This is a genomic window from Bradyrhizobium sp. LVM 105 (genome assembly GCF_003957705.1).
Taxonomy (GTDB): Bacteria; Pseudomonadota; Alphaproteobacteria; order Rhizobiales; family Xanthobacteraceae; genus Bradyrhizobium; species Bradyrhizobium frederickii.
In genome coordinates this window covers 128950-141074 of sequence record NZ_QZMV01000010.1, presented here as the reverse complement: position 1 = coordinate 141074, position 12125 = coordinate 128950, and the positions used below count along the sequence as shown (strand labels likewise).

The 12125-nt window shown below is 64.7% G+C and carries 12 protein-coding genes; 9 read left to right on the top strand and 3 right to left on the bottom strand.

The window, feature by feature from the left end; genetic code table 11:
* Positions 1-66: 66 nt before the first annotated feature.
* Complete coding sequence (locus D6B98_RS25660) at positions 67-696, bottom strand: pyridoxamine 5'-phosphate oxidase family protein (protein ID WP_126259677.1); 630 nt, start codon at positions 694-696, stop codon at positions 67-69.
* Positions 697-818: 122 nt separating this feature from the next.
* Here D6B98_RS25660 and D6B98_RS25655 point away from each other — a divergent pair, with 122 nt between their 5' ends.
* Positions 819-1703 (top strand): LysR family transcriptional regulator, encoded by an 885-nt coding sequence (locus D6B98_RS25655; protein WP_126259676.1) that lies wholly within the window; start codon positions 819-821, stop codon positions 1701-1703.
* Positions 1704-1790: 87 nt separating this feature from the next.
* On the opposite strand, the gene D6B98_RS25650 is transcribed toward D6B98_RS25655, so the two are convergent.
* Both D6B98_RS25650 and pobA read right to left on the bottom strand, forming a co-directional pair.
* Entirely contained in the window at positions 1791-2210 is a 420-nt protein-coding gene (locus D6B98_RS25650) for a PaaI family thioesterase (RefSeq protein ID WP_126259675.1), read from the bottom strand.
* Between the two features lie 224 nt (positions 2211-2434).
* The gene (gene pobA, locus D6B98_RS25645) at positions 2435-3604 is read right to left on the bottom strand and encodes a 4-hydroxybenzoate 3-monooxygenase (RefSeq protein WP_126259674.1); all 1170 of its coding nucleotides are present in this window, start codon (positions 3602-3604) and stop codon (positions 2435-2437) included.
* Positions 3605-3863: 259 nt separating this feature from the next.
* On the opposite strand from pobA, the gene D6B98_RS25640 reads away from it, so the two are divergent.
* The 8 genes from D6B98_RS25640 (at position 3864) to D6B98_RS25605 (ending at position 12120) form a co-directional block, all read left to right on the top strand.
* The gene (locus D6B98_RS25640) at positions 3864-4880 is read left to right on the top strand and encodes a TRAP transporter substrate-binding protein (protein WP_126259673.1); all 1017 of its coding nucleotides are present in this window, start codon (positions 3864-3866) and stop codon (positions 4878-4880) included.
* 216 nt (positions 4881-5096) lie between these two features.
* Positions 5097-5606, top strand: a complete 510-nt coding sequence (locus tag D6B98_RS25635; protein WP_126259672.1) for a TRAP transporter small permease — start codon at positions 5097-5099, stop codon at positions 5604-5606.
* Positions 5607-5608: 2 nt separating this feature from the next.
* The gene (locus tag D6B98_RS25630) at positions 5609-6928 is read left to right on the top strand and encodes a TRAP transporter large permease (RefSeq protein WP_126259671.1); all 1320 of its coding nucleotides are present in this window, start codon (positions 5609-5611) and stop codon (positions 6926-6928) included.
* Positions 6929-6940: 12 nt separating this feature from the next.
* The gene (locus D6B98_RS25625; protein ID WP_126259670.1) at positions 6941-7402 is read left to right on the top strand and encodes a DUF3237 domain-containing protein; all 462 of its coding nucleotides are present in this window, start codon (positions 6941-6943) and stop codon (positions 7400-7402) included.
* Between the two features lie 280 nt (positions 7403-7682).
* The gene (locus D6B98_RS25620; RefSeq protein ID WP_235884909.1) at positions 7683-8306 is read left to right on the top strand and encodes a DUF2270 domain-containing protein; all 624 of its coding nucleotides are present in this window, start codon (positions 7683-7685) and stop codon (positions 8304-8306) included.
* A gap of 128 nt (positions 8307-8434) precedes the next feature.
* Positions 8435-9244 (top strand): crotonase/enoyl-CoA hydratase family protein, encoded by an 810-nt coding sequence (locus D6B98_RS25615; protein ID WP_126259668.1) that lies wholly within the window; start codon positions 8435-8437, stop codon positions 9242-9244.
* Positions 9241-11124, top strand: coding sequence for a feruloyl-CoA synthase (locus D6B98_RS25610; RefSeq protein ID WP_126259667.1), 1884 nt, complete (start codon positions 9241-9243; stop codon positions 11122-11124). The genes D6B98_RS25615 and D6B98_RS25610 overlap by 4 nt, the downstream gene beginning before the upstream one ends.
* A gap of 234 nt (positions 11125-11358) precedes the next feature.
* Entirely contained in the window at positions 11359-12120 is a 762-nt protein-coding gene (locus D6B98_RS25605) for an SDR family NAD(P)-dependent oxidoreductase (protein WP_126259666.1), read from the top strand.
* The last annotated feature ends 5 nt before the right edge of the window (positions 12121-12125 follow it).

Below are 12125 nucleotides of genomic sequence, written 5' to 3'. Positions count from 1 at the left end.
CCCCACCCCGCTCGCGCTTCGCGCGATCGACCCTCCCCCTCCAGGGGAGGGTAAGTGAGCGCCGCGTTACCGAGCTCCCGTCCCCTTCTCCCCCTTCAAGGCCGCAACCTCCGCTTCCAGCTCTGCGATCCTCGCATCTCGCGCCGCCAGTGCCGCCGCGACATCCGCCGCGTCGAACTTCTGCGGAATGTGCTGCGGGCAGTTGGTGTCCCAGGCCGCGATCTTGAACAGGATCACCTGCTCCGGCCGGGCGCGGTAACCCTTCGGCATCAGCGACGCCGTCAGCGCCTCGTCGTCCTCGACGACGTGCGCCTCGCCCCAGATCTTCACGCGGCGGCGATGGGCGTAGTCCATCACGAAGATGTACGCCTTGGGATTCTCCGAGAGGTTTCCTTGCGTGATGTATTGCCGGTTGCCGGCGTAGTCGGTGAAGGCCAGCGTCTGCTTGTCCAAGACCTTCAAGAAGCCCTTCGGGCCGCCGCGGTGCTGGATATAGGGCTGGCCATCGGCTGATGCGGTGGCGAAATAGAAGCTGTCGGCGTCAGCGAGGAAGGCGGCGAGGTTGTCATCGACCTCGGTGCGCCATCCCCGCCGCTCGGCATGGGCATAGCCCTCGCGCGATCCCTTCCGGGTCTGGATCGATTTCACCGCCGGCGAAAAGGCGACGTCGCTGGCGTAGGTGTGAGTTGCCGTCATCGGAATAACTCCTGGAATTCCGGCGCATTGCTGCGTCTGTCAGGGGTCAAAATGGACCTTCCGGAGGCTAAAACAATCGATCCACTTGACACTTCATCATTGCTATATATGCAATAATTACCATGGACCGCCTTGAAGCCATGCATGTCTTCGTCACCGTCGCCGATCTGCGCGGCTTTGCGCCGGCGGCGCGCAAGCTGCGGCTGTCGCCCTCGGCGGTGACGCGGATGATCGCGGCGCTGGAGGAGCATCTCGGCGCGCGGCTGTTGCAGCGGACCACGCGGCAGGTGACGCTGACCGACGTCGGGACGCGCTATCTGGAGCGGGCGCGGCGGATCCTAGCCGATGTCGAGGAGGCCGACGGCTCCGCACGCGAGGAGCGCAACCGGCCGAGCGGACGTCTGGTGGTCTCGGCCCCGGTCGGCTTCGGCCGCCTGCATGTCGGGCCGGTCATGACCGCCTATCTCAAGCGCTATCCCGAGGTGGCCTGCGAATTGCGGCTCTCCGACCATCTCGTCAACCTGGTGGAGGACGCCGTCGATGCCGCGGTGCGGATCGGCCACCTCGCCGATTCCTCGCTGGTGGCGCGCCAGGTCGGCGAGATGCGGCGGATCGTCGTGGCCGCGCCCGCCTACCTCAAGCGCCATGGCGAGCCGAGGACGCCGGAGGCGCTGCGCGAGCACCAGACCATCCAGTTCGGCCCATCCGCCAGCTGGCATTTCGTCCAGGACGGCCGCGACATCGAGGTGATTGTAGCTCCGCGCTTCACCAGCAACAGCGCCGACGCCGCCCTGCAATATGCCGAGGCCGGCGGCGGCGTGACGCGGGTGCTGGCCTATCAGGCCGCCGAGGGGCTGAAGCGCGGGCGGCTGAAGATCGTGCTGGCGAAATACGAGCAGCCGGCGCTGCCGATCCACATCGTCTATCCCACCTCGCGCCTGCTCTCGGCCAAGGTGCGCGCGTTCATCGATCTCGTGGTGGAGACGGCGGAGTGGAGGTTCGGGTGACCATCGTCATTCCGGGGCTCGCGAAGCGAGAACCCGGAATCTCGAGGTTCCGGGTTCGGCGCTCCGCGCCGCCCCGGAACGACAGCATTACCCCTTCTTCGGCACCACGCGGAATGTCCCGCTCGCCCGCGCGATCACGGCGTCGTCGGCCTTCGCCAGGCATTGCGCGAAACAGATCGTGGAGCCGGTCTTGATCGCCTCACCCTCGACCGCGAGCCACTGGCCGATTTCGGCGGCACCGGCATAGTCGACCGACAGCGAGATCGTGACCAACGAGGTCGACCAGCCCGTCGCCTGGGCACAGCTATAGCCCATGGCGGCATCGGCCAGCGCCGCAATCAACCCGCCATGGATTAGCCCGCGCGCGTTGGTGTGCGGCGTCGCCAGCCGCAATCCCACGGTGACCCCCTTGTCGGTCTTCTTGGAGTAGAGCGGCTCCCAGGGATCGGTGAGCGGCGCCTTGCGGAAATGCGGCTCGAAGCCGGCGGGGATGTCGGTGAGGGTCATGGCTGTCTCGCGTTGCTGAGGTCGCCGGCATTGAACACGACGGACGCGACGAGCGCATCAATTACAAAGTTTCAAACGGGATTTGCGCGGGTGTTTGAAACGCCCGGTGCCGCAATGACAGAGCCGTAGGGTGGGCAAAGGCGCGTAGCGCCGTGCCACGATCTCTGCACAATTGAGAAAATTGGTGGGCACGCTTACGCTTTGCCCACCCTACGGCACCGTCCTTAAAACGGCAGCCCGACGTAGTTCTCCGACAGCGACGTCATCGCCGCTTGCGACTGCGTGACGTAGTCGAGCTCGGCGAGCTGGATGCGGGCGCCGATGCTGCCGGTGTCGGGGAATTTGTGCAGCATCGAGGTCATCCACCAGGAGAAGCGCACCGCTTTCCAGACGCGTGCCAGCGCTTTGGCGGAATAGGCGTCGATGCCGGCGCTGGACTTCTCGTCGTAGAATTCGCGCAGCGCGCTCGACAGATAATGCGCGTCGCTGGCGGCGAGGTTGAGGCCCTTGGCGCCGGTCGGCGGCACGATGTGGGCGGCATCGCCGCACAGGAACATCCTGCCGAAGCGCATCGGCTCGGCGACGAAGCTGCGCAAGGGCGCGATGCTCTTTTCGATCGAGGGGCCGGTGACGAGGCTGTCGGCGGCCTCCTGATCGAGCCGGCGCTTCAATTCGTCCCAGAAGCGATCGTCCGGCCATTGGTCGACATGATCGTCGAGCGTGCACTGCACGTAGTAGCGGCTACGCCTGGTCGAGCGCATGGTGCAGAGCGCAAAGCCGCGGGCGTGGTTGGAGTAAATCAGCTCGTGGCTGACCGGCGGGGTGTCCGACAAAATGCCGAGCCAGCCGAACGGATAGATCCGCTCGAACTCCTCGATCGCCGAGGCCGGAACGCTGGCGCGGCTGACGCCGTGAAAACCGTCGCAGCCGGCGATGAAGTCGCAATCGAGCGTGTGGGTGGCGCCGTCCTTGACGTAAGTTACACGCGGGTGACTGCCGTCGAAATCGTGCGGCTGGACGTCCTTGGCCTCGTAGACCGAGACGAGACCGGCGGCCTTGCGCGCATTCATCAGGTCGAGCGTGACCTCGGTCTGCCCGTAGATCATGACCGTCTTGCCGGTCGCACCCTTCATGTCGATGCGATGACGACGCCCGGAAAAAGCGAGCTCGATGCCTTCGTGCACCAGACCTTCGGCATGCGCCCGGGTCCCCGCGCCGATCTGGTCGAGTAGCGCGACGGTTCCCTCCTCCAGCAGGCCGGCACGGATACGGCCGAGCACGTAGTCCGGGCTCTGCCGCTCCAGAATGACGTTGTCGATGCCATAAGAATGCAGCAGTTGCCCAAGCAACAATCCGGCCGGCCCGGCCCCGATGATTGCGACCTTTGTCCGCAATACTTGCTCCTTCCGATCCTGTAGGCTTTCGTGGCGGCTCGCTTGTCGCTTCAAGACGCTCGGGATAATTATACCATATAATCGTTGGGCAAAAGGGGCGCGCGGGTCGCTGCGAAGGGCGACAAATCCATGCACGGGGCTGACGGAGGATGCGAGAGGTGCGCGCCAGTTCTGGCTTGAACCCGTCCGCCATTTAGATAACATGTTAATTAATGAGACCGGGCCAGCGAAGCCCGTCGACAACAGGGAGAGACGCGTGATGAGAAGAGCCTGTCTGGCATTGCTGCTGGCCGCGAGCGTGACGCCTGCCTTCGCGCAGGACAAGACCTTCGATTTGAAGATCTCGCACTGGGTGCCGGCTTCGCATCCGCTGCAGAAGTCGCTGGAAGACTGGGCCGCGGCGGTCGAGAAGGATTCCGGCGGCACCATCAAGGGCAAGGTGTTTCCGGCCCAGCAGCTCGGCAAGGCGTTCGACCATTACGACATGGCGCGCGACGGCATCGCCGATGTCACCTACGTCAATCCCGGCTATCAGCCCGGCCGCTTCCCGATCGTCGGCGCCGGCGAGCTGCCGTTCCTGATCTCGGACGCCAAGGGCGGCTCGATGGGCCTGGACGCCTGGTATCGCAAATATGCCGAGAAGGAGATGAAGGACGTCAAGTACTGCCTCGCCTTCGTCCACTCGCCCTCGTCCTTCCATTCCAAGACCAAGAAGATCGTGATGCCCGAAGACGTGAAGGGCATGAAGATCCGCCCGGCGCACGCCACCATGGCGAACTTCGTCACTTCGCTCGGCGGCACCAACGTGCAGTCCTCGGCGCCGGAAGTGCGTGACATCATCGAGCGCGGCGTCGCCGACGGCGTCACCTTCCCCTGGGGCTCCCTGGTGCTGTTCGGCATCGACAAGGTGACCAAGTACGACATGGAGGCGCCGCTCTACACCACGACCTTCGTGTTCGTCATCAATAAGGACAAGTACAATGCGATGTCCGACAAGCAGAAGGCCGCGATCGACAAGAACTGCTCGGTCGAGATGGCGGGCATGGTCGGCGAGCACTGGGGCAAGTTCGAGGATGCCGGCATCGACAAGGTGAAGGCGGAGTCCGGCCACGAGGTCTACAAGCTGACGGCCGAGCAGACCGCCGCCTGGAAGAAGGCCGCCGAGCCGCTGGTGAAAACCTGGAGCGACAATGCCAAGAAGGCCGGCGCCAATCCTGATGCCGCGCTCGCGGACCTCAAGGCCTCGCTGAAGAAGTACAACGCGCTGGCGGAGTAGCGCCGGAACGCGATCGGTCCTTCTTCCCCCTCTCCCCGTCCTTACGGGGAGAGGGTTGGGGTGAGGGGCTGCTTCCGCAAAGATGGTGACGGATGGACTCGCGGAGAGTCCCCCTCACCTGCCACGCTTCGCGTGTCGGCCTCTCCCCGCAAGCGGGGAGAGGCGAAGGGCTGCAGCCGGGTCGAGCACAAGAATGACATCACACAGGACACACCCATGAAGCGCTCCTGGATGGACCGCATCATCGACTCGATCGAATGGATCGCGGCCGGCTTCGTCGGCATCGTCGCGCTCGACATCTTCCTGTCGGTGCTGCTGCGCAATACGCTAAACTATTCGATCCCCGACAGCTTCGACATCGGCCGCATGCTGCTCGGCATCCTCATCTTCTGGGGCATCGCCGCGACCTCCTATCGCGGCACCCACATCACGGTGGATCTGGTCTGGGGCAATGTCGGGCCGCGCTACCAGCGCTGGATCGACGTGTTCGCCACCCTGGTGCTGCTGTTCGTCGTGACCGTGCAGACCTGGACTTTGTTCGACAAGGTGCGCGGCACCTACAACGACAACGTCCAGACCTTCGACTTGCACATGCCGACATGGCCGTTCTTCCTTGTCGCCTGGATCGGCGACGTTTCCGCCGTACTGCTGATCGCGATCCGCACCTACCGCCTGATCTTCCATCCCGAAGACATGCACGATCCCAAATTGAAGGCGACGGAGTAATCATGAGCACCGATGCCGTCGCCTTAATCGGCTTCGTTTCCCTGTTTGTCCTGATGCTGCTGCGCGTGCCCGTCGGCATGGCGATGGGTCTCGTCGGCGTCTCCGGCTTCGCCTACCTCGTCAACGGCAATGCCGCGCTGAAGCTGGTCGGCCAGACCTCGATGCGCACGGTCACCGACTACACCTTCGGCGTCATCCCGATGTTCCTGCTGATGGGCTCGTTCGTCAGCAATTCCGGCATGAGCCGGGAGCTGTTCCGCGCCGCCAACGGTTTCGTCGGCCACTTGCGCGGCGGGCTCGGCATTGCCACCGTCGGCGCCTGCGGCGGCTTCGCCGCGATCTGCGGCTCCTCGGTCGCGACCGCCGCGACCTTCTCCGCCGTCGCCTACCCCGAGATGCGCCGCTTCGGCTATCCGCAGTCGTTCGCCACCGGCGTGATCGCCGCGGGCGGCACGCTGGGCGCGATGCTGCCGCCCTCCACCGTGCTCGCCGTCTACGGCATCATCACCGAGCAGGACATCGGCAAGCTCTTCATCGCCGGCATCATCCCGGGCCTGCTGGCGATGACCATGTACATGATCACGATCTTCCTGATCGGCTATTTCCGTCCCGACTTCCTGCCCAAGGGCAAGGTGACGCCGTGGCGGGAACGCTTTGCGGGGTTGAAGGAGATCTGGGCGCCGGTGCTGCTGTTCGTGTTCGTGATCGGCGGCCTCTACGGCCTGCCCTTCCTGCCGCGCTTCACGCCGACGGAAGCCGGCGGCGTTGGCGCCGCCGGCGCCTTCATCATCGGCGTGCTGACGGGCCGCCTCGACCGCGAGAAGATCCTGGCCTCGCTGCTGCAGGCGACGCGTACCGCGGCCGCGGTCTTCACCGTGCTGATCGGCGCGCTGATCTTCGGCTATTTCCTCACGGTGACGCAGACGCCGCAGAAAGTGACCGAATTCCTCACCGGCCTCGGCCTCGGCAGCTACGGCGTGCTGGCGCTGATCATGGTGATGTATCTCGTGCTCGGCTGCCTGATGGACGCCATGGCGATGATCATCCTCACCGTGCCGATCATCTTCCCGGTCATCACCCATCTCGGCTTCGACCCGATCTGGTTCGGCGTCATCATCGTCATGACGGTCGAGCTTGGCCTGATTCACCCGCCGGTCGGCATGAACGTCTTCGTCATCAAGAGCGTGGTGAAGGACGTCTCCTTCTCCACCATCTTCAAGGGCGTGATTCCGTTCGTGGTCACGGACCTGATCCGCCTCGTGATCCTGATCGCCTTCCCGCTGCTGGCGACCTGGCTGCCGACCCGGATGATGGCGAATTGACGAGGAGGAGCGATGACCACCCCGACGCTCGAGACCAAATACGTCTTCACCATCACGGCGAAGATTGGCGACGTCGTCACCGCCGGTGAGACCGGCATCGGCGTTCGCCGCATCATCCCGATCATCGGCGGCGAGGTGACGGGCGCGATAACAGGCAAGGTATTGCCGTTCGGCGCAGACTTCCAGACCATCCGACCCAACGAGTTGATCGACCTCGAGGCGAAATACGCCTTCGAGACCGACGACGGCGCCGTCGTCTATGTCGAGAACAAAGGCATGCGCTTTGGCCCTGTCGAGCTCTTGCAAAAGCTCAAGCGTGGCGAGCCGGTCGATCCCAAGCTGATCTATTTTCGCACCGTCCCGAAATTCGAGACGGGGCACGAGAAATATCGCTGGCTGATGGAGCACATTTTTGTGGGCTCGGCCGCGCGCCATGCCGATCGCGTCGTGATCGACGTGCATCAGGTGATGTGACTCTTTGGGAACTCACGGGTACCAACCCGTGCCCGGCCTTCCCTGCGCCTTCTGAGCCAATTCGGGAGCGCGGCGGGCGCAAAGCTCGGGCAGATCCTGCCGCGAGAGTGTGGCGGCGTGCCTGAGCTCATTGAAGGTGAGAGCTGAATCCGCCTATGACGCGGCTCCGAGCTGGTTCAGGATACGACTTGCGCAAGATTGCGCAGACCACGGGAGTGCCACCATGTCCCTCATGGCTTCCAGCGACTCAAATCCACGACACAGCTTCGATCCTGCCGAGATGGGCGCCATCGCCCATCTCTATCGGGGCGAGGTCTATCGCTCGACGATCTGGCGAACGCGACTCGATAACACGACCAATTGGGCCATTGTCACGATGGGCATCGCGCTGTCGACGACCTTTTCGAGCCCGCAAGCATCTCCGCTGCCGCTCGTGCTCGTCGGGTTGCTGCTTGCTGCGTTCCTCGCGATGGAGGCGCGGCGCTATCGCTATTTCAACGTCTGGCGCGCCCGCGCCCGCTGGATCGAGAAGAATTTTTACGCGCCGATGTTCACGGGCGAAGCGCACGATGACGGCTGGCAGACGGTTCTTGCGCGTGATTACACCGCGCCCCGCCATCACATTTCGTTCGTCCGCGCTGCGGGGCGGCGGCTGCGACGCAACTACGTTTGGATCCTCGCCATCCAGGCCGTGGCCTACTACGGCAAGATTGCAATCCATCCGACGCCCGCAGCGAGCTTGGCGGAATTTGTCGATCGCGCGGCGGTCGGACCGCTTCCCGGCTGGATCATTCTGCTCATGGGGGTCGCCTACGATTTGGGCTGGCTGGCGTTCGCGTTCGGCACGCTTTGGCTCGACCAGCGCGAGCACGGGACCAAGGGCGATGGCGTTGCAATGGGCTAGCTAGCGAGGGGAAGTCCGGCCGAGCCCCGGGGTCCCCCGCCCGCCCCTAAGGAGTGGATCGGGAACGCGCCCCTCCTTGACTCCACCAGAATTCGTTATACAACATAACTATTCTGACAAGGACGCAAATGACACAGGGAAACGCCGAGCCCGCTGCCGCGGGCGCCTCCGGGCTACTCCGGATCGAGAGGGTGGACCGGGTTCTGACCGTGGGTCTGAACCGGCCGGCCAAGCGCAATGCGCTCAACGACGGCATCATCCTGGAAATCGGCGAGTGTTTTGCGTCCCTGCCCGAGGACATCGGCGCGGTCGTCATCCACGGCGTCGGCGACCATTTCTCCTCAGGCCTCGACCTCTCCGAGCTGACCGAGCACGACGCGACAGGCGGCCTGCTGCATTCCCAGATGTGGCACCGGGTGTTCGACCGCATCCAGTACAGCCGCGTTCCCGTGATCGCCGCACTGAAGGGCGCCGTGATCGGCGGCGGGCTGGAACTTGCCTGCTCGGCGCATATCCGCGTCGCCGAGCCCTCCACCTATTTCGCGCTGCCGGAGGGACAACGCGGCATCTTCGTCGGCGGCGGCGGCTCGGTGCGGCTGCCGCGGCTGATCGGCGTCGCCCGGATGATGGACATGATGCTGACGGGCCGCGTCTATAGCGCGACCGAAGGCGCGTCCTACGGCTTCGCGCAATATGTGACGGAAGCTGGCAACGCGCTCGGCAAGGCGATGGAGCTTGCGACCAAAGTCGCCTCCAACGCGCCCCTGACCAATTTCGCCGTGCTCCAGGCCCTGCCGATGATCGCGGAGGCCAATCCGCAGACCGGTCTGTTGATGGAATCGCTGATGGCGACCGTGGCCCAGAGCGACAAAGAGGCAAAACGCCGGATCCGTGAATTCCTCGAGCACAAGACCGCAAAGGTAAAGCCGAAGCCATGAGCGCACAGCCGTCCTCTTCCAGCACGGAGCGCGGCGCGAGCACTTTCCCGCTGCGGCCGATCTCGTTCGGCGATCCCGCCGTCAACATCGAACGGCGCGACGACGGCACGATCTACCTCCGGCCCAAGCAGCCGCTCGGCGATTATCCGGTCCGCATCACCGACCGCCTGCATCATTGGGCGACGACCACGCCGGATCGCGTCTTCATGGCGGAGCGCGAAGGCGGCCGCGGCTGGCGCAAGATCACTTACGCCGAGCTGCTCGTCGCGGCACGGCACATCGCGTCAAGCCTGATTGCGCGCGGCCTGTCGGCGGAGCGGCCGGTCGTCATCCTCTCCGGCAACTCGATCGACCACGCCCTGCTCGCGTTCGGCGCGTTCTATGCCGGCATTCCGTTCTGCCCGGTGTCGCCGGCCTATTCGCTGGTGTCGAAGGACTACGGCAAGCTGTCCTATCTGATGAAGCTGCTGACGCCCGGCCTCGTCTTCGCCGAGGATGCCGACAAGTTCGCCGATGCGCTCGCCGCCAACGTCTCGCTCGGCACCGAGATCGCCGCCTCCTATGGCGGCGTGCCGGGCCGCGACGTCACGCTGCTCGCCGACCTCATGGCAACGCCGATCCGCAGCGATCTCGACGACGTCCATGGCAGGATCGGTCCCGACACGATCGCGAAATTCCTGCTGACCTCGGGCTCGACCGGCAATCCGAAGGCCGTCATCAACACCCAACGCATGATCTGCGCCAACCAGGTGATGCTGCGCGAGACGCTCGCTTTCCTCAAGGACGAGCCGCCGGTCATCGTCGACTGGCTGCCCTGGAATCACACTTTCGGCGGCAACCACAATATCGGGCTGACGCTCTACAACGGCGGCTCGATGTATCTGGACGCCGGCAAGCCGATGCCCGGCGGCATCGAGGAGACCGTGCGCAATCTCCAGGAAATCTCGCCGACGGTCTATTTCAACGTGCCCAAAGGCTATGAATCGCTGCTGCCCTATTTGCGCGAGGACCAGGGCCTGCGTGCAAAATTCTTCGACCGCCTGCACGCGATGTTCTTCTCGGGCGCCGCGCTCTCGCCGTTCATCTGGGACAGCCTCGACGAGCTCGCGGTGAAGGAAAAAGGTTATCGCGTGCCGATGCTGACCGGGCTGGGCGCGACCGAGACCGCGCCGTTCTTCATGTCGGTCAATCCGCGCACCAGCCGCTCCGGCCATGTCGGCCTGCCCGTTTCGGGCAACGACGCCAAGCTGGTGCCGAACAACGGCAAGCTGGAGGTGCGGGCCAAGGGGCCGAACGTCATGCCCGGCTACTGGCGCCAGCCCGACATCAGCGCGAAATCCTTCGACGAGGAAGGATTTTACAAGATGGGCGATGCGCTCAAGCCTGCCGATCCCGACGATCTCAACGCCGGCTTCGATTTCGACGGCCGTGTCGGCGAAGACTTCAAGCTCGCCAGCGGCACCTGGGTCAGCGTCGGCCCGTTACGCGCGCGCCTCACGGCCGCCTGCGCCCCGCTGGTGCGCGACGTCGTCATCGCCGGCATCAACCGCGACGAGATCTCGGCGCTGGTCGTGCTCGACCTCGACGGTTGCCGGCTGATCAACCCGACGCTGCCGGCCGACGATCTCGTCGTCGCGACGCGCGACCGCCTGGTACGCGAGGCTTTTCGCGAGCGCCTGACCCGTTTCCTCAGCCAAGCCACCGGATCCTCGACGCGGATCACGCGCGCGATCCTGATGGACACGCCGCTCTCGATCGACAAGGGCGAGGTCACCGACAAGGGTTCGATCAACCAGCGCGCCGTGCTGGAGCACCGCACCGAATTGATCGAGGAGCTCTACGCTGCCAATCCATCCAACCGTGTGATATCGGTCGGATAACATGACAATTGGAATGAACCGATCGGCTGCTCCTTCACCTCGCCCCGCTTGCGGGGAGAGGTCGAATTTGCGCAACGCGCAAATTCGGGTGAGGGGGACTCTCCGCGAGTCTCACTCTCGCCGTCTCCGCGGAGAGTCCCCCTCACCCCAACCCTCTCCCCGCAAGCGGGGCGAGGGAGCGCATCGAGCGCTTGGATACGATCGCGTCTGAATTAGAATCGAAGGAGAAACGCCATGTTGTTGAAGGATCAGGCAGCCATCGTCACCGGCGGCGCATCGGGACTGGGCGCGGCCACCGCGCGAAAGCTGGCGGCGCAGGGCGCGAAGGTCGCGGTGTTCGATCTCAATGCCAAGCTCGCCGAAACGGTCGCCGCCGAGATCAAGGGCGTCGCCGTGACCTGCGACGTCTCCGATGCCGCCTCCGCTGAAGCCGCGATCGCGCAGGCGACGAAGGCCCACGGCCCGGCCCGCGTGCTGGTCAATTGCGCCGGCATCGGCGTTGCCAAGCGCGTGGTCGGCCGCGACGGCCCGATGGCGCTCGCCGATTTCGACAAGGTGATCAAGGTCAACCTGATCGGCACGTTCAACATGCTGCGCCTTGCCGCGACCGAGATGTCCAAGCTCGAGCCGCAGGCGACCGGCGAGCGCGGCGTCATCATCAACACCGCGTCCGTTGCCGCCTATGACGGCCAGATCGGGCAATCAGCCTATTCGGCGTCCAAGGGCGGCATCGTCGGCATGACCCTGCCGATCGCGCGCGAACTGGCGCAGTTCGGCGTCCGCGTGCTGACCATCGCACCCGGCCTGTTCCTGACGCCGCTGCTCGCCAACCTGCCGCAGGAAGCCCAGGACTCGCTCGCCGCCGCCATCCCCTTTCCGCGGCGGCTCGGCCAAGCCGACGAATTCGCCGCGCTCGCACTGCACATGGTCGAGAACGCCTATCTGAACGGCGAAGTGGTGCGCCTCGACGGCTCGCTGCGTATGGCGCCGAAGTAAGGCGC